The organism is Microbacterium oxydans, assembly GCF_026559675.1.
Classification (GTDB): domain Bacteria; phylum Actinomycetota; class Actinomycetes; order Actinomycetales; family Microbacteriaceae; genus Microbacterium; species Microbacterium oxydans_D.
This window is the reverse complement of sequence record NZ_CP092891.1, coordinates 543706-560117: the sequence shown is the minus strand read 5'-3', so window position 1 is coordinate 560117 and position 16412 is coordinate 543706. Positions and strand designations below refer to the sequence as shown.

Below are 16412 nucleotides of genomic sequence, written 5' to 3'. Positions count from 1 at the left end.
GGTGAGGGCGTTCCGCCTCGCCGCGAAACGCCCCCACCGGCTCAGCCGCGACTCAGAGCGACAGCCCGTGCCCGAAGCGGAAGAGCGGGTCGGCGGTGTCGAACGGCACGTCGGGGCGGGAGGCCTCGACGGCAGCCATCGAACGAGGCAGGTCGAAGGGCAGCGTGCCCCTCGCCGGCACGGCGCCGCTGAGCACATCGAGGAGCGCAGCTCCCGACGCTCCCCAGTTCACGGTCACCGCGGCCGCGGCCTCCGCGATCGACGTGAGGATCGGCGGACGATCCGCGAGCACATCGACCACGGTCGGCACCGCGGCGGCGACCTCGCGCACGTGCGCCACGACCTCGTCGGAGAAGTCGAGCGACCCCGCGTGGAAGAAGTTCTCGAACATCGTCGCGCGCTCCTCGAACGGCGCCTGGAGGCGGATGACCGCGAGGTCGGCCTCACCGGGCGTCTCGACGATCTGACCGAACGACGCCGCGACCGCCGCATCGATGCCCTCGACGTAGAGCTTCACTCCCCGCGCGAACGGCAGCACGCCGTCGTTCGCGAGCACGGTGATCGAGGCGCGCTGGGCGTCCTCCCCCGCTGCGCGGAAGTCGGCGCGGCCGACGATCTCGTCCGCCGCATCCTCGTCCACGAACGGGTTCTCGAACAGTCCGAGCTCGAACTTCTCGCGCAGGATGCGTCGGGCGGAGACGTCGAGGCGCTCCTCGCTGATCTCGCCGTCGGCGATCAGCTCGAGCAGCAGCTCGGGGTTGGCCTCGCCGCCGAACTGGTCCGCTCCGGCGTCCAGCACCTTCTTCATCCGCTCGCGCGGGGTGAGGTCCTCGACGCCCCATGCGCGGGCCGGGAACGGCTGCCCGAAGATCTCCGAGTCGCTGATCAGGCCCCAGTCGGTGCAGACCAGGCCGTCGAAGCCGTAGCGCTCGCGCAGCAGCCCGGTGATGACCGACTTGTTGAAGCCGAAGCCGACCTCCTCGTACTCGGTGCCGACGGGCATGCCGTAGTAGGGCATCATCTGCCGGGTGCCGGCGGCGAGCGCGTCCTCGAACGGCTTCAGGTGCAGCTCGAACTCGCCGCCCGGGTAGACCTGCTCGCGACCGTACGGGAAGTGCGGGTCCTCGCCGTCCTTCTGGGGTCCGCCGCCGGGGAAGTGCTTGGTCATGGTCGACACCGACCCCGGCCCGAACGACTCTCCCTGGAAGCCGCGGATGTACGCCGCTCCGAGCCTGCCGGAGAGCTCCGCGTCCTCACCGAAGGTCGCCGTCTGCCGCGCCCACCGCGGCTCGGTCGCGAGGTCGACCTGCGGGTGCAGCGCGACGCGCAGTCCGACCGCCGTGTACTCCTGCCGCGCGATGTCGGCGAAGCGCTCGACGAGCTCCTCGTCGCGCGTCGCGGCGAGACCGAGCGTCTCCGGCCACTGCGAGAAGGGGCCGGCCAGGATGGAGGCACCGGGGTTCTCGCTGAACGAGTGCCGTGGATCGGTCGAGAGCGTCACGGGGATGCCGAGGCCGGTGGATGCCGCGAGCCGCTGCAGCGCGTTGTGCCAGGCCGCGATCTCCCGACCGGTCGGCGCCGCGCCGAGCAGGTTGAAGTGCGTCATCCGCTTGCTCTCGAGGAACTCGCGCGCGGAGGGCGAGGCGAACGTGGGGTCGGCCTCGTCGAGGTCGCCGATCGCGATCATCGTGTGGAAGAAGAGCCCGGCCTTCTCCTCGACGGACATCGCGTCGAGGAGCAGCTGGACCCGCTCGTCGACGGGCAGGTCGGCGTCCAGCCAGGGGCGTGCGGTGGTGGTCTCGGGCATGGTCACTTGACTCCCTTGATGCGATAGACGAGCACGGCACCGGCCAGCGCGACGAGCGCGCCGAACAGGTACCAGGTGGTGTAGCCGCCGAGCGGCGTGGCCGCGCCGATGGCGATGATGGCCGGGGCGATGGCGGGGGCGATCGACTGCGGCAGGGCGTTGGCGATGTTCAGCACCCCGAGGTCCTTGGCGGTGTCCGCCGGGTTGGGCAGCACCTCGGTGGCGAGCGCGAGGTCGACCGAGAGGAAGGATCCGGCGCCGAGGCCGATGATCGCCTGCGCGATGATCACAGTCGTCACATCGGGGGCGATCGCGAGGATCACCAGGCCGACCACCATGACCACGCCGGCGATCGCGACGAAGGGACGACGCTTGCCGATCCGGTCGGACAGGAACCCGCCGAGCGGCGAGGAGATCGCCATGGCCGCCATCGAGGCGAGGTTGGCCAGGAGGATCGTGCCGACGGCGCCCTGCTCGTCGAGGCCGAACTTGGTGATGAGGTACAGCGGGAGATACGTGGCGATGCCGGCGTAGCCGAACATCACGAAGAACTTGGTCAGCCAGGTCCAGCCGAAGTCCGGGTGCTTGCGCGGGTTGAAGACGAAGGAGCCGAAGAACGTGCCGACCGTGAACCGGTCGGCGGGCTTCTCCGTGAGGCGGCGGTCCTTGAGGGTCAGCACGAACACGATCACCAGGATCAGGGCGATCACGGCCGGAACGAGGAAGCGCTCGAAGTCACCGGGGAGGAAGTTGACGATGAAGCTGCCGGCGAGGATGCCGATGGGCGTGGTGATGCCGATGATGCCGGAGACCTTGCCGCGACTGGACACCGGCACCTGGTCGGGCAGGGTGGCGTTGGCGGCGGCGAGCACCGCGTTCATCGACGCCTGCACGAGGCACCAGGCGAGCAGCACCATCCAGACGGAGGTGGCGACGCCGATGATGGCGAATCCGCCGAGTCCCACGATGGCGCCGCCGAGGATCCACGGACGCCGCATGCCCCACGGGGACGTGGTGCGGTCGGAGAGCCGACCCACGAGCGGGTTCGCGATGAGGGCGAACGCCGCACCGATGCTCATGACCAGACCGAGGCTGCCCTCGGTGTTCACGGGATCGATGTGCTGGATCTTGAAGGCCATCGACACCATGACCGGCGTGAGCAGGGCGAGGTAGACGCCGAAGTTCACGGCAGCGAGGCCGGGCGTGTAGCCGCGCGGGGTCTTCGGGGGCGTGGTGCCGGGGGCCTTGAACCCGGTGGTGCCGACCGCGGCCGCAGTGGCGGCGGATGACAGCTCTGTCATGACAGTCCTTTCGATTCACCGCACGTCTTCGGGCGACGCGGTTCTGGGATGACGATACATCAAACTCGACCGTTTGGTAAGTGAAAGTCGACCGCTTGGTAATGAGCGAGGATAGGATGCGGGAGGAGGATGCGATGACGACGATGATCGGCTCGCGGCACGCCCGTGCCGCCGCCACCCGACAGCGCATCCTGTCCGCCGCGCACGACCTCTTCGTCACCAACGGGTACCGCTCCACGTCGCTGCGCGACATCGCGGCCGCCGCATCCGTCAGCCACCCCGGCCTCCTCGGGCACTTCGCCTCCAAGGACGACCTGCTCGCCGAGGTGGTCGCCGGACTCGAAGCCGAGAACGAAGCCGTGTTCAGCGGCATCGCGGCGGCATCCGAACCCGGGGAGCTGGTGTTCGCCGCCCTCGCCGAGCGCAACGCGCGCACTCCCGGCTACCTCGAGCTGTTCGCCGCGCTCACGGGGGAGGCCTCGGCCCCCGACCACCCCGCACACGAGCGGATGCGCGAGCGGTACTGCCGACTGCGCGCGCTGAGCGGCGACGTCCTGGAGGACGCGAAGCACCACGGGGTGATCGCCGCGGACCGCGATGTCGCCGGCGAGACCGTGCGGCACACCGCGGGCTGGGACGGCCTGCAGCTGCTCTCGCAGTATCTGCCGGACCAGGTCGATGTGGTGGAGATGCTCGAGGAACGCGAGAACCTGTGGGCGCTGCCGCTCGCGTGGCGGGATCCGGATGACGGCTCCGATGCCGACGGCTCCGAACCCGCGGGCCCCCTCCCCGCGCTGCGCACCACCGTCGCTCCCGAGACCGACCCCGGTTACGCGGTCGGACGACGTCGTCGCGCCCGGATCCTCGCCGACGCGATGCGTCTCTTCGCCCGCGACGGCTACGGCGACACCAGCCTCAAGGACATCGCCGCGGCGGTCGGGGTGTCGAAGTCGACGCTGCTGCACCACTATCCGTCGAAGGAGGTGCTGCTCAGCGCCGTCCTCACCGAGCGCGACAGCGCCATCGACGCGAATCAGGGATTCAGCGGTGCCGCCTCCGCCGGAGAGCTGCTCCGCGGGATCCCCGACGGAGCCGAGCTCAGCGCCCGCGACGAACCGGGACTGATCGAGGTGTACGCCGTGCTCTCCTGCGAGGCGGTACCCGCCGTGCATCCGGCGCATGACTACTTCGCGTCACGATTCGCGAACGCCCTGGAGTACTTCACCGAGCTGTTCCGCCTCGCCCAGGTGGACGGGGATCTCCCGGAGCACCGCGACCCCGCGCACGAAGCCGTCTGGCTGATCGCCCTGTGGGACGGCCTGCAGTACCAGTGGCTGTACGACCGCTCCGCCGTCGACGTCGCCGCCCACCTGCGTGCGCACCTCGACGACGTGCTGCCCGCGCGCTGACCGGCAGCGGCCGCATCGGGTCAGGCCGCTCGCGCCTGGCCGAACGGCTCGCGGCGGGTCAGGACGCGGCGTCGGGTCAGGCGGGCCGCTGCGTCGGGTCGGGTCGGGTCGCGGCGTCGGGTCAGGACGCGGCGTCGGGTCAGGACGCGGCGATGACCGCCAGCACGCCCTCGCCGTACGCCTGGCGCTTCTTCTCGCCGATGCCGGTGATGCCCTCGAGGTCGGCGAGGGACGCCGGGCGATGCTCCGCGAGGGCGCGCAGCGTCGCATCCCCGAACACGATGTACGCGGGGACGCCCTGCTCGCGGGCCGTCTCCGCCCGCCAGGCACGCAACGCCTCGAACAGGCCGCGGTCTCCGGCATCCAGGGCATCGGCCGCGCTGGCCTTGCGGGCACGGGACGACGAGGTCGGACGCCCGATCGTGTCCTTGCGCAGCGGCACGGCGGTCTCGCCGCGCAGCACTCCGGCCGCCTGCTCCCCCGGCGCGAGCGTGCCGTAGTCGCCCTGCGCGACCAGGATGCCGCGGGCGAGGAGCTGCCGCACGACGCTGCGCCAGTCCTGGTCGGAGAGGTCGCTGCCGATGCCGTAGGTCGCGAGCTTGTCGTGCCCCTGCTGCCGGATGCGCTCCGTCGACGCGCCGCGGAGGATGTCGATCAGGTGCCCGGCGCCGAACGCCTGATTGCGCTCGCGCTTGAGTCGCACGATCGTCGAGAGGAGCTTCTGCGCCGGGACGAGGCCGTCGAACGTCTCGGTGTCGTCGAGGCACGTGTCGCAGTTGCCGCACGGCTGCGAGTCCTGCCCGAAGTAGCCGAGCAGGTTCTGACGGCGGCACTCGACCGTCTCGCACAGCGCGAGCATGGCGTCGAGGTGCTGGCCCATCCGCATCTTGAACGTGCGATCGCCGGGGCTCTGGTCGATCAGGCGGCGCTGCTGCACGACGTCGCCGAGCCCGTACGCCATCCAGGCCACGGACGGCTCGCCGTCGCGACCCGCACGCCCGGTCTCCTGGTAGTACCCCTCGACCGACTTCGGCAGGTCGATGTGCGCGACGAAGCGCACGTCGGGCTTGTCGATGCCCATGCCGAACGCGATGGTGGCGACCATGACCACGCCGTCTTCCCGGAGGAAGCGGGCCTGATTGGCCGCACGCACCTCGGCGGGCAGGCCCGCGTGGTACGGCAGCGCGTCGAGACTCTGGGCAGCGAGATAGGTCGCCGTCTGCTCGACCGACTTGCGGCTGAGTGCGTAGACGATCCCCGCCGGCTGCGCGCCGTCGTCGCTCGCCGGAGTCTGCGACTTGATGAACGCCACCAGCTGCTTGCGCGGATCGACCTTGGGCACGATGCGGTACTGGATGTTCGGGCGGTCGAAGCTCGCGACGAAGTGCTTCGCCTCCGCACGCCCCTGGGAGCCGTCGAGCCGCAGCCGCTCGGTGATCTCCTTGTGCGTCGCCGCGGTCGCGGTAGCGGTGAGTGCCATGCGCGGAACGCCGGGGAACCGCTCGCCCAGGTCGCCGAGGGCCAGGTAGTCGGGCCGGAAGTCGTGACCCCACTGCGACACGCAGTGCGCCTCGTCGATCGCGATCACGCTGAGGGTGCCGCGCTGCAGCAGGGCGGTGGTCTGGGCGTTGGAGAGCCGCTCGGGGGCGACGTAGATGAGGTCGAGCTCATCGGCGAGGTAGGCGCGCTCGACCTCGCGGCGCTCGTCGATCGCCTGCGTGGAGTTGAGGTACGCGGCGTTGACGCCGTTCGCCCGCAGCGCGTCGACCTGGTCGTGCATGAGCGCGATGAGCGGACTGATCACCAGCCCGGTGCCCTCGCGCACGAGCGCCGGCACCTGGTACGTGATGCTCTTTCCGCCACCGGTCGGCATCAGCACGACCGCGTCTCCGCCCGCGATGACCTGCTCCACGATGTCGGCCTGGTCGCCGCGGAACTCCTCGTAGCCGAAGACCGTGTGCAGCGCCTCGCGCGCGGTCGGATAGCGGCTCGGCGTCGCCCGGCGGGTGGTCGGTGCCGGTGCCGCGGCGGCGGACGGCGAGGTCACCGGCGTGACCGGCCCCTGCCCCCAGTCGAGCGGCGGCTCGTAGCCGGCGCCCTGCGGCTCCCAGTCCATGGGCTCCGGCGGAGCGGAGGACTCCCAGCCGTCGTCGTAGGGCTCGTCGGCGTACGGCAGATCCGCGTACGGGTCACGGGGAGTCTGCGGCATCCCTCCAGCGTAACGACCCCCGCCGACGCGGGCGGCGTCTCATCCACAGGCGAGTGGCTCTTCCGGCGAAAACCCAGAGCGTCCCGCGACCACACCGCGCGCCGCGCTTCGACGCGCCGGTCCCGACGCACGTGCCCGCGATCCTCGAGCCGGTTGAGGACGAGGGTCATGGCGGCGGTCGAGATCTCGACACGGTGCCCCAGCTCGGTCGGAGTCGTGGGACCGCGGCTGATCGCCTTCCTCGCCCTGACCTTCCTCTTCCCCAAGAAGAGTCGGGAAGACGTGCACGGGACCGCCGTGCGGGAGACCGCCGGCTGACCGGACCTCCCGACCGCTCACGCCGCCCGCCTAGAGTGGGCGGCGTGAGCGGCGAACGGACGAGGGCGACGGATACAGGCGGCGCGGTCGTGCTGCTGGTGATCCACATCCTCGTGGCGCTCTTCTTCGCCGCAGACATCTTCCTCACGTCGCTCAGCGTCGCCGGATGCGGTCCGGATCAGTGAGACTACACGTTGCAGTGGAACACGGTGCAGGCATTCCTCGTGTTCGACGCCGTGGTGCTCCTCGCCGTCTTCGTGCTCGGGCTCATCCGCCTCCGCCGCGGACGGAGCACTTGGTGGCTCCCCGCCGGCGGAATCGCGCTCGTGCTCATCGGGGCGGCGATCGCACATCAGGTGAGCCACATCGCACTGCCGGTTCCGTAGCGCCCCGCCGTCCGCACGCGGGCGTAGGTTGGAGGCATCCCGTCCGAAGGAGCAGCCGATGCCCGAAATCACCGTGACCCGCGACGACGAAGACTCGCGCTACGAGATCCGCTCGGGAGACGTGCTCGCGGGCTTCGCAGCCTTCGACCTCCGCCCCGGATCCATCCGCTTCCTCCACACCGAGATCGACCCGGCGTTCCAGGGACAGGGGCTCGCCGGGAAGCTGGCGTCCGCCGCGCTGACGGATGCCGTCGGCCGCGGTGAGGCGATCGTCCCGCTGTGCCCGTACATCGCCACGTACCTCGAGACGCACGAGATCCCCGGCGCCGAGATCCGCTGGCCGAAGCCGGCCCCGAGCCACGGAGGTTCCGCCGGCGAAGACCCGACGGGCCGCGCGGAATGATCGGGCCGCACCGCCTCATCCTGGAGCCGCGCGAGGTGCCCCTCGGCGGGGTGCGCGGCATGAACGTGCTGCGCGCTCTCCCGCACCGCAACCTGCCGACCATCGGCGCCTGGTGCTTCCTCGACCGGTTCGGGCCGGCCGACACGAAGATGCGGGTGGAACCGCATCCGCACATCGGGCTCCAGACCGTGACCTGGCCGCTGGTCGGGGAGATCCGCCACCGCGACTCGCTCGGCAGCGACGCCGATCTGCGCCGCGGGCAGCTGAATCTGATGACCGCGGGCGACGGGATCTCGCACTCGGAGTATTCGATCGGCGAGGAGCCGATCCCCCTCGACGCGCTGCAGTTCTGGGTCGTGCTCCCGGATTCCGCCCGCCACGGTGCTCCCGGGTTCGAGCGGCACACCGATCTGCCGACCCTCCCCCTTCCGGCCGACGAGGGGACGGATGCCGAGGCCACGATCGTGCTCGGAGAGTTCGCGGGCGTGCGCTCACCCGCCACGGTGCACACCCCGATCGTCGGCGCCGAGATCGCGCTCGCGCCCGGTTCGCGCGTGCGGTTGCCGCTGCGCGCCGACTGGGAGCACGCGCTGATGCTCGTCGAAGGCGATGCCGTGGTGGCGCAGCATCCGCTCGATCGCAACGGGCTGCTCTATCTCGGCGATTCCCGCGATGCGGTCGAGGTGTCGAGCGACGCGGGCGCACTGCTGTTCCTGCTCGGCGGCGAGCCCTTCGAGGACGACATCGTGATGTGGTGGAACTTCGCCGGTCGCACGCATGACGAGATCGTGGCCGCGCGCGAGGAATGGGAGTCGGCGTCCGACCGCTTCGGCATCGTGGCCGGGCATGACGTGCGCATCCCCGCCCCTCCGCTCCCCGACGTGCGGCTCATGCCCCGCAGCCGAAAGCTCTGAACCCGATGTCGACGTCAGGCCTCTTCCCCGGCGCGCTCGCGCCGATGCCGGATGCCAGGGCATCCGCCATGATGATCTGGCCGAGTCCCGAGCCGGTCCCGCCCGCGCGGTTCGTGGAGGGCTTCGAACCTTTCGAGGCCTTCGTGCGCGAGACCGGCGCGGACCCCGCCGCCCTCGCCGCCGACCTCGGCGCACTGTGGGACTTCGTCGCTGCGCACCCCGAACTCCTCGATGCTGCCGAGACGAAGGAGGCCGCGGCACGGTTCCTGGGGAATGCGATCGCTCTGGCGCATCCGGCGGCGCGGTGGCACATGGCGAGTGAACCGGAAGTGGGCACCTCGATGATGTCGATCCCGGTCGCCGGTCTGCTGCGGACGATCGTGGAGCATCCGGAGCGGCGAGACTCGTTCGATGAGACGCTCGCGTCCTGGCCGCAGGCGGACCGCGACGCCGAAGAGCTCGACGCCCTCGCGCGCGAGGAGGTCGAGATCGACTTCGTCGTCGCCCCAGTGCCGTTCACGCGCCCGGCGCTCGCGGTCCCCGAGTTCGTCGACGAGGCCGGCCGGGTGATCGAGTACGGGTCCCGCTGGTCCGGCGGCTCGCCTCCGGATGACGCCTACTCGCGGGTGTCGCATCCGGAGCGCTTCGCCCCGGTGATGTCCGTCGTCGCTGCCCTGGTCGACCATCTCGAGACCTGGTACGACGTCGACGTCGACCGACGGTCCGACGAAACGGGCGCGCGCGTCTGGCGCCTGCGCCCCGCGACCGGAGCGAGCATCACTCTCACGGCGACGCCCGACTCCATCGGCATCGAGGCCGGAGCGCTGTTCCGGGACATCGCTCCCAGCTGCACCTGCGACGCGTGCGACGAGACCGCGGAGTCCGTGGCCGACCACCTCGAGGAGACCCTGCTCGCGATCGCCGCGGGAGGGCTGAGGGAGGTCTTCCCCGTCGGACAGCGGCGCTGGCTGCACACCGAGCTGCGCATTCCGGGTGGTGGCAGGCGGTCGGGTGGCGGAGAACCCGACCGGTCGCTCCCGGCGACGGGGCTGGACGACGCCGCGGACGTCCTCGGGCGTCTCCCCGACGGCTGGTGGCCGGCGTGGTCGCTGCGCTCCCCCCAGCCCTGACCCCCTGACCCGCGTCTGCTCCCGTCGCACTTTCTGTCGCTGAGGCGCGCTCAGAGCGACAGAAAGTGCGACGAGAACGGGGATGCCGGGGACGGGGGCGAGACGACTCAGCCGCGCTCGGGCGTGTGCACCCGGGCCAGGAAGCGCTCCGTACGCGGCGACGGCCCCCGCGGGTCGAGGATCGACACGACGACCGTGACCGCCGTGGCGAGGGGGATGGTCCACGCGGCGGGCTGCGCGAGATAGGGCGCCGCGACCCCGACGCCCCCGACCGCCGCATGCACCAGCAGCGCGAGTCCCGCCGCGATCCCGCCCGACAGCATCCCGGCGACGGCCCCGCGGGCGGTGAGTCCGCGCCACCACACCCCGAGCAGCACGACCGGCGACAGCGTCGACGCCGCCACCACGAACACCACGCCGACACTCGACCCGAGACCGGCCGGTGCCGTGAGCAGCGCCACCGCGAGGGGCACCAGCGCGCAGAGCACGGCCGACAGACGGAACGACCGCACCGAGCCGGAGAACACGTCCTGGCTGATCACTCCGGCGAGCGACACCACGAGTCCGGCCGAGGTCGCGAGGAACGCGGCGAAGGCCCCGGCGACGATCAGCGCGGTCAGCAGCTCGCCGAACACCCCGGGGAAGACCCGCGAGGGCAGCAGCAGGACCACCGTGTCGGCGATGCCGGGGACGGCGAGGTCGGGGGCGGCGATGCGGGCCAGCAGGCCCATGGTGCTCGACACGGCGTAGAACGCGCTGACCATGCCGATCACGATCACGGTGGTGCGCCGAGCCGACACCCCGGTCGGGCTCGTGTAGAACCGCACGAGGACGTGTGGGAGTCCCATGGTGCCCAGCAGCAGCGCGAGCAGCAGGGATGCCGTCTCGTACGCGTCGAACCCCGAGGGTCCGGCCTCGGCGGGGAACACCAGCGCGGGGTCGAAGTCGTGCGGTCCCCCGCTGAGCGCGAACGCGATGAACACCACCGGCACCAGGAGCGCCGTGAGCTTGAGCCAGTACTGGAACGCCTGCACGTAGGTGATGGCGCGCATGCCGCCGGCGGCGACGGCGGCGGCCACCAGCACCGCGACGGTCACGGCCCCCACCCATTCGGGGAGCCCCGCGACGACGAGCAGGGTGATCCCGGCGCCGTGCAGCTGCGGCACGATGTACAGCCAGCCGATCACCAGTACCGCGAGGCTGGTCACGCGCCGGGCAGACGTCGACTCCAGCCGGGCCTCGATGAAGTCGGGGATCGTGTATGCGCCGCTGCGGCGGAGCGGTGCCGCCACGAACGCCAGGACCAGCAGATAGCCGGCGGCATAGCCGATCGGGAACCAGAATCCGCGGGCGCCGTCGAGCAGCACGAGCCCGGACAGGCCGAGGAAGGTCCCCGCCGAGAGGTACTCGCCGCTGATCGCGGAGGCGTTCCACACCGGCCGCACGGTGCGCGAGGCGACGAAGAAGTCTCCCGTGGTACGCGAGATGCGCAGCCCGTAGACGCCGATCAGGAGCGTCGCGACGACGACGAGCGCGACCCCGATCAGGTCGAGCACCGCGTTCATTCGCGATCCCGGAGCGCCCGGTACCGCCGCTCGTTGCGCGCGGCCGTGCGCACGTAGAGCACCGCGAACACCACGATGATCGGATAGAACGCGTACGCCTGCAGCAGCCACGACAGCGGCAGCCCCCACACCAGCACCCGGCCGATCTCCGGGATGAGCGCGATGGCCAGTGTCAGCGCGATGACCACGACCACGAACCCCGCGACCGTCCCCAGTGCGAGCCGGAGCTGGCTGCGCATGAGCGCCCGCGCGTAGACGGCGTCCGCCTCGTCCACGGGGGCTCCAGGTAGCGCGATGCCGCGCGTGAAGGTCGCCGGCCGCCGATCGGGGAGGTCGGCCGTCACGCGCACGCGCTTCGGGATCTCGGTCATCCCGCGCCCTCGCCGCGCAGCAGCGCGTCGCGCACGGCCGGGACCAGGCGACGACTGACCGGGAGCGGGGCGCCGCCGATCGAGACGGCGGGCTCGGGGCCGGAGAGCCGGGCCTCGGTCACCGCCGCGATGCGCACGAGCCAGGAGCGATGGATGCGCAGGAATCCGGCATCCGCCCATCGCGCCTCGAGCTCGGAGATCGGGATGCGGACCAGGTGCCCCGTGCCGTCGCCGGTGTGCAGCCGCGAGTAGTCCCCCTGCGCCTGGACCCACCGCACGTCGCTGCGACGCACGAACCGCACGGTGGATCCGACCGTGACCGGCAGCATCTCGTCGTCGCCGGAGGCCGCGGTGTCGCCGAGCTCGACCACCCGGTCGACGGCCTGCCGCAGCCGCTCCGTCCGCACGGGCTTGAGCAGGTAGTCCACGGCGCGCAACTCGAACGCCTCGACCGCCTTGGCGTCATCGGCCGTCACGAACACGACGGCCGGCGGATCGGCGAGGGTCAGCAGCGCCCTCGCGAGCTCGGTCCCGGTGAGTCCCGGCATGTGGATGTCGAGGAACGCGATCCGCACCGCCCGCTCCGACAGCAGCCGCAGCGCATCGGCACCCGACGATGCGGTGAGGATCTCGCCGATGCGGGCGTCGGTGCGCAGCAGGTGCACGAGCTCATCCAGGGCGGGACGCTCGTCATCCGCGACGAGGACGTCGATCAGGGGCGCGCTGTTCGTCATGATCGTCAGTCGTTGTCCGGATCGTGCTGCGGCTGGGATTTCGGGACCCGCATGCGCACCAGGGTACCCGCGCCGGTGTTCGTCTCGACGACCAGTCCGCCGTCGGCGCCGTAGAGCTGACGGAGCCGGGTGTCGACGTTGCGGAGGCCGACGTGCACGCCGTCGTCGCCGGCCGTGAGCGTGGCCCGCAGACCGTCGGGGTCCATGCCGACGCCGTCGTCCTCGACGGTGATCTCGGTGTGGGTGCCGTCGTCGCGCGAGGCGATGCGGATCTCGCCGCCGCCCTCGCCCGGCTCGAGCCCGTGGCGGACCGCGTTCTCCACCAGCGGCTGCACAGAGAGGAAGGGGATGACGGTCGCCAGGGTCTCCGGGGCGATCTGCAGCGTGACGCGCAGCCGGTCGCCGAAACGGGCGCGCTCCAGCTCGAGATAGGAGTGGATGCTGCCCAGCTCGTCGGCGAGCGTCGTGAACTCGCCCTGGCGACGGAACGAGTACCGCGTGAAGTCGGCGAACTCGAGCACCAGCTCCCGAGCGCGGGCGGGGTCGGTGAGGATGAACGAGGCGATCGCCGTGAGGGCGTTGTAGATGAAGTGCGGTGAGATCTGCGCCCGCAGCGACCGCAGCTCGGCCTCGGCCAGCTGGGTCCGCGATGCATCGAGCCCGCCGAGCTCGACCTGGGCGGCGCACCAGTCGGCCACCTCCTCGGCCGCGCGCACGAGGGCGGCGCGCACCGGGGCCGCGAACGCGACCACCACACCGACCTCCCGGCCGTCGGCGAGGATCGGAGCCCCGACGGCTCCCAGCTCGTGGTCCCTTCCCGGCGCCGGGAACACCTGCCGTCTCCCCGATGCCCTGACCTGCGTGGCGATGCGGAGCGCGGAGGCCTCCAGCCCGTCGGAGGGGCCGTCGAACGCCACCGTGTCGTCGGCGCTCACGATCGCGACGGCCGCACTGCCGAGCAGCACCCGCAGGTGTCGGGCGGCCTTGACCACGTCCGGCCCGGCGAGCCCCGCGCGCAGGTGAGGAGCCGCGAGGCTCGCCTGGTGCAGCGCCGTGAGTGCTCCCTGCTCCGCCTCGCTGCCGAGGTCGGCGGCTCCGCGGGCGAGTCGGCGTGCGAGCAGCAGGAGCACCGTGAGGACGATCCCGCCGAGCACGCCCAGCCCTGCGGCGAGAACGACGTCGGTCATGGCCTCAGCCTAGGCACTGCCCCACCCGCTCTCAGCAGCAGCGGGCACCGGGGTTGCGATCCTGATCGTCCATCCGCTGCCGCCAGAACTGCCGCTCGGTCAACGGCTCCTCCTCCGGATGCTGGCGACGCTGATGGGCGACGTACGTCGCATAGGCGCTGTCGCCCATCAGATTCGTGATGTACCAGCGGATGCCGCGACCCGCCCGCCCCGCGGCGCTCAGGAGCGTCCGCAGGAGGGTGGTCGCGGCATCCGTCCGACTCATGGTGTCGGCCATCTCAGTGGGTCGACGCCTTGCGGTCGTCGGCGAGGATCGGCTCCCACTGCTTCTCGAGCTCGCGCTCCTCGGCGCTCGGCAGGAACCCGGCCGGAGCGAACCGGCGCGAGGCGACGGGCGTGTCCTCGGTGTTCTCCCCACCGCCGTTGCGGATGGCCTTGATCGTGACGATCACGGCCATCACCATCACGATGATCGCGAGGGTGACGAAGATGATCGACAGCGTGCCCTGCACGGCCGTGTTGCGGATGACCGCGTCGAGCACCTCCGGTTCGCCGAGCGAGGTGTCTCCGCTGTCGCGGGCGGCGACGTAGCGGAAGTGGTTCGCCCAGTAGCCGATGGCCGGAACCGGGGAGGCGATCTTGTACAGCGACGCCGTGATCGTGACGACCGCGGTGAACGCGAGCGGCAGCGCGATGATCCACAGCCACTTGACGTAGCTCCGGCCGCGCTTGGCGACGATCGCCAGCACCACGGCGAGCGCGATCGCGGCGAGCAGCTGGTTGGCGATGCCGAACAGCGGGAAGAAGGTGTTGATGCCGCCGAGCGGGTCGGTGACGCCGAGGATGAGGATCGCTCCCCAGCCGGCCACCATGATCGCGGTGCAGATCCAGACGCCGGGACGCCACGAGACGTCGCGGAATTTCGGGAACCAGGCACCGATCGAGTCCTGCAGCATGAAGCGGGCGACACGCGTGCCGGCATCCACCGCGGTGAGGATGAACAGCGCCTCGAACATGATCGCGAAGTGGTACCAGAACGCCATGAGCGCCTGGCCGCCGAGCGCCTGCTGCATGATGTGCGCGAGGCCGAGCGCGAGGGTCGGAGCCCCGCCCGTGCGGGACACGATCGACTCCTCACCGACCAGCGTGGCCGTGCCGGTGAGCATCTCGGGCGTGAGGTTCACCCCCGTCAGCCCCAGCGAGTTCACGAAGGCGACGGCCCCTTCGACCGTGCCTCCCGTCGCCGCCGTCGGGGCGTTCATCGCGAAGTAGATGCCCTGGTCGATCGAGATCGCGGCGACCAGCGCCATGATCGCGACGAACGACTCCATGAGCATGCCGCCGTAGCCGATGAAGCGCGTCTGGCGCTCCTTCTCGATGAGCTTCGGGGTCGTGCCGGAGGCGATCAGAGCATGGAACCCGGACAGCGCCCCGCACGCGATGGTGACGAACAGGAAGGGGAAGAGCGGACCGGCGAACACCGGTCCCATGCCGTTCTCGCCGAAGATGCTGACCGCGGGAACGGTGATCTCGGGGCGCACCAGGACGATGGCGCCGGCGAGCATCACGATCACGCCGATCTTCATGAAGGTCGACAGGTAGTCGCGCGGGGCGAGCAGCAGCCAGACCGGGAGCACCGCGGCGATGAAGCCGTAGATGATGATGCCCCACGCGATCGTGGTGCGGTCGAGGTGGAAGATCGCCTGGCCCCAGTCGGTGCCGGCGACCCAGCCGCCGGCGATGATCGCCGCCATCAGCAGCACGAAGCCGATGATCGAGACCTCGGTGACCTTGCCGGGGCGCAGGTAGCGCAGGTACACGCCCATGAAGAGGGCGATCGGGATGGTCATCGCAACCGAGAACACGCCCCAGGGGCTTTCGCCGAGCGCGTTGACGACGACGAGGGCGAGGATCGCGACGATGATCAGCATGATCAGCAGCGAGGCGATGATCGCGGCGGTGCCACCGATCTTGCCGAGTTCCTGCCGGGCCATCTGGCCGATCGTGCGGCCTCCGCGGCGCATGGAGAAGAAGAGCACCGTGTAGTCCTGCACGGCACCGGCGAGCACGACGCCCACGATGATCCAGATCGTGCCGGGGAGGTAGCCCATCTGCGCCGCGAGCACGGGGCCGACGAGCGGACCGGCACCGGCGATGGCGGCGAAGTGGTGGCCGTAGAGCACGCGCCTGTCGGTGGGGACGTAGTCCTTGCCGTCCTGCTTCACCTCGGCGGGGGTCGCCCGGCGGTCGTCGGGGCGGGTGATGTACTTCTCGATCACCTTCGAATAGAAGCGGTAGCCGATCAGGTACGTGCAGACGGCGGCGAACACGAACCAGATCGCGTTCACGGTCTCGCCGCGGACGATGGCGAGCATGGTCCAGGCGACGGCACCCAGCAGGGCGATCGCCGACCAGATCAGGATCTTCGGCCAGGTCCAGCGGTTCGCCTTCACGTGGTGGTCATCGGTGAGGGCGACAGGGGGGAGTTTCGGGTCGGTGACGATGACGGGTTCGTCGTCGACGAGTCCGGCGCCGTCGCGGCGGCGCGACGAAGGTGAAGTCATGGCGGTTCTCCTCGGGATACGCGACATTGCGTTCCCCCACGCTAGGAAAACCGTGCCCCGGACGACGACGTCGGAGCGGATGCTGCGACGAGCGGCGCCGATCGCGCGATGAAC

At 70.9% G+C, this 16412-nt stretch carries 17 protein-coding genes; 7 read left to right on the top strand and 10 right to left on the bottom strand.

Annotated elements, in window-relative coordinates; translation table 11 throughout:
• Positions 1-52: 52 nt before the first annotated feature.
• Both MME74_RS02680 and MME74_RS02675 read right to left on the bottom strand, forming a co-directional pair.
• On the bottom strand, positions 53-1807 hold the full coding sequence (locus tag MME74_RS02680; RefSeq protein WP_267417131.1) for a glycoside hydrolase family 3 protein: 1755 nt from the start codon (positions 1805-1807) through the stop codon (positions 53-55).
• 2 nt (positions 1808-1809) lie between these two features.
• Positions 1810-3108, bottom strand: a complete 1299-nt coding sequence (locus MME74_RS02675; protein WP_267417130.1) for an MFS transporter — start codon at positions 3106-3108, stop codon at positions 1810-1812.
• 134 nt (positions 3109-3242) lie between these two features.
• On the opposite strand from MME74_RS02675, the gene MME74_RS02670 reads away from it, so the two are divergent.
• Positions 3243-4517 carry a TetR/AcrR family transcriptional regulator gene (locus MME74_RS02670; RefSeq protein WP_267417129.1) on the top strand — a complete coding sequence of 425 codons (1275 nt, stop codon included), beginning with the start codon at positions 3243-3245 and terminating at the stop codon, positions 4515-4517.
• Between the two features lie 139 nt (positions 4518-4656).
• On the opposite strand, the gene recQ is transcribed toward MME74_RS02670, so the two are convergent.
• Positions 4657-6633 (bottom strand): DNA helicase RecQ, encoded by a 1977-nt coding sequence (recQ, locus tag MME74_RS02665; RefSeq protein ID WP_267418509.1) that lies wholly within the window; start codon positions 6631-6633, stop codon positions 4657-4659.
• Positions 6561-6896 (bottom strand): hypothetical protein, encoded by a 336-nt coding sequence (locus MME74_RS02660; RefSeq protein WP_267417127.1) that lies wholly within the window; start codon positions 6894-6896, stop codon positions 6561-6563. The genes recQ and MME74_RS02660 overlap by 73 nt, the downstream gene beginning before the upstream one ends.
• Between MME74_RS02660 and MME74_RS02655 the strand changes: the two genes are divergently transcribed.
• From MME74_RS02655 to MME74_RS02630, 6 genes are read left to right on the top strand one after another with little or no spacing between them, the layout of a single operon-like run.
• The gene (locus MME74_RS02655; protein ID WP_267417126.1) at positions 6895-7044 is read left to right on the top strand and encodes a hypothetical protein; all 150 of its coding nucleotides are present in this window, start codon (positions 6895-6897) and stop codon (positions 7042-7044) included. The two genes, MME74_RS02660 and MME74_RS02655, sit on opposite strands and share 2 nt — an antisense overlap.
• A 44-nt stretch (positions 7045-7088) precedes the next feature.
• Positions 7089-7229: a hypothetical protein gene (locus MME74_RS02650; protein ID WP_267417124.1), complete on the top strand. Its 141-nt coding sequence runs from the start codon at positions 7089-7091 to the stop codon at positions 7227-7229.
• Between the two features lie 9 nt (positions 7230-7238).
• Positions 7239-7430 carry a hypothetical protein gene (locus MME74_RS02645; protein ID WP_267417123.1) on the top strand — a complete coding sequence of 64 codons (192 nt, stop codon included), beginning with the start codon at positions 7239-7241 and terminating at the stop codon, positions 7428-7430.
• Between the two features lie 58 nt (positions 7431-7488).
• Positions 7489-7833, top strand: coding sequence for a GNAT family N-acetyltransferase (locus MME74_RS02640; RefSeq protein ID WP_267417122.1), 345 nt, complete (start codon positions 7489-7491; stop codon positions 7831-7833).
• Entirely contained in the window at positions 7830-8747 is a 918-nt protein-coding gene (locus MME74_RS02635) for a pirin family protein (RefSeq protein ID WP_267417121.1), read from the top strand. Before MME74_RS02640 ends, MME74_RS02635 begins: the two co-directional genes overlap by 4 nt.
• Before the next feature lie 5 nt (positions 8748-8752).
• Positions 8753-9877 (top strand): DUF6226 family protein, encoded by a 1125-nt coding sequence (locus MME74_RS02630; protein WP_267417120.1) that lies wholly within the window; start codon positions 8753-8755, stop codon positions 9875-9877.
• 107 nt (positions 9878-9984) lie between these two features.
• Here MME74_RS02630 and MME74_RS02625 read toward each other — a convergent pair whose 3' ends face one another.
• From MME74_RS02625 to MME74_RS02600, 6 genes are read right to left on the bottom strand one after another with little or no spacing between them, the layout of a single operon-like run.
• Complete coding sequence (locus MME74_RS02625; protein WP_267417119.1) at positions 9985-11442, bottom strand: cation acetate symporter; 1458 nt, start codon at positions 11440-11442, stop codon at positions 9985-9987.
• Positions 11439-11813: a heavy metal transporter gene (locus MME74_RS02620; RefSeq protein ID WP_267417118.1), complete on the bottom strand. Its 375-nt coding sequence runs from the start codon at positions 11811-11813 to the stop codon at positions 11439-11441. The genes MME74_RS02625 and MME74_RS02620 overlap by 4 nt, the downstream gene beginning before the upstream one ends.
• A complete protein-coding gene (locus tag MME74_RS02615) occupies positions 11810-12547 on the bottom strand; it encodes a LytR/AlgR family response regulator transcription factor (protein WP_267417117.1) in 738 nt (245 codons plus the stop codon). Before MME74_RS02615 ends, MME74_RS02620 begins: the two co-directional genes overlap by 4 nt.
• Before the next feature lie 5 nt (positions 12548-12552).
• Positions 12553-13734, bottom strand: coding sequence for a sensor histidine kinase (locus MME74_RS02610; protein ID WP_267417115.1), 1182 nt, complete (start codon positions 13732-13734; stop codon positions 12553-12555).
• 31 nt (positions 13735-13765) lie between these two features.
• Positions 13766-14011, bottom strand: a complete 246-nt coding sequence (locus MME74_RS02605) for a YbdD/YjiX family protein (protein ID WP_267417114.1) — start codon at positions 14009-14011, stop codon at positions 13766-13768.
• A 1-nt stretch (position 14012) separates the two neighbouring features.
• Positions 14013-16298 (bottom strand): carbon starvation CstA family protein, encoded by a 2286-nt coding sequence (locus tag MME74_RS02600; protein WP_267417113.1) that lies wholly within the window; start codon positions 16296-16298, stop codon positions 14013-14015.
• Positions 16299-16412 lie beyond the last annotated feature (114 nt).

Coding starts and splice junctions, on each gene's coding strand:
- MME74_RS02620 (WP_267417118.1), bottom strand. CDS start 11,813: ATGACCGAGATCCCGAAGCGCGTGCGCGTGACGGCCGACCTCCCCGAT.
- MME74_RS02610 (WP_267417115.1), bottom strand. CDS start 13,734: ATGACCGACGTCGTTCTCGCCGCAGGGCTGGGCGTGCTCGGCGGGATC.
- MME74_RS02635 (WP_267417121.1), top strand. CDS start 7,830: ATGATCGGGCCGCACCGCCTCATCCTGGAGCCGCGCGAGGTGCCCCTC.
- MME74_RS02615 (WP_267417117.1), bottom strand. CDS start 12,547: ATGACGAACAGCGCGCCCCTGATCGACGTCCTCGTCGCGGATGACGAG.
- MME74_RS02625 (WP_267417119.1), bottom strand. CDS start 11,442: ATGAACGCGGTGCTCGACCTGATCGGGGTCGCGCTCGTCGTCGTCGCG.
- MME74_RS02655 (WP_267417126.1), top strand. CDS start 6,895: ATGGCGGCGGTCGAGATCTCGACACGGTGCCCCAGCTCGGTCGGAGTC.
- MME74_RS02605 (WP_267417114.1), bottom strand. CDS start 14,011: ATGGCCGACACCATGAGTCGGACGGATGCCGCGACCACCCTCCTGCGG.
- MME74_RS02670 (WP_267417129.1), top strand. CDS start 3,243: ATGACGACGATGATCGGCTCGCGGCACGCCCGTGCCGCCGCCACCCGA.
- recQ (WP_267418509.1), bottom strand. CDS start 6,633: ATGGACTGGGAGCCGCAGGGCGCCGGCTACGAGCCGCCGCTCGACTGG.
- MME74_RS02630 (WP_267417120.1), top strand. CDS start 8,753: ATGTCGACGTCAGGCCTCTTCCCCGGCGCGCTCGCGCCGATGCCGGAT.
- MME74_RS02680 (WP_267417131.1), bottom strand. CDS start 1,807: ATGCCCGAGACCACCACCGCACGCCCCTGGCTGGACGCCGACCTGCCC.
- MME74_RS02600 (WP_267417113.1), bottom strand. CDS start 16,298: ATGACTTCACCTTCGTCGCGCCGCCGCGACGGCGCCGGACTCGTCGAC.
- MME74_RS02640 (WP_267417122.1), top strand. CDS start 7,489: ATGCCCGAAATCACCGTGACCCGCGACGACGAAGACTCGCGCTACGAG.
- MME74_RS02660 (WP_267417127.1), bottom strand. CDS start 6,896: ATGACCCTCGTCCTCAACCGGCTCGAGGATCGCGGGCACGTGCGTCGG.
- MME74_RS02675 (WP_267417130.1), bottom strand. CDS start 3,108: ATGACAGAGCTGTCATCCGCCGCCACTGCGGCCGCGGTCGGCACCACC.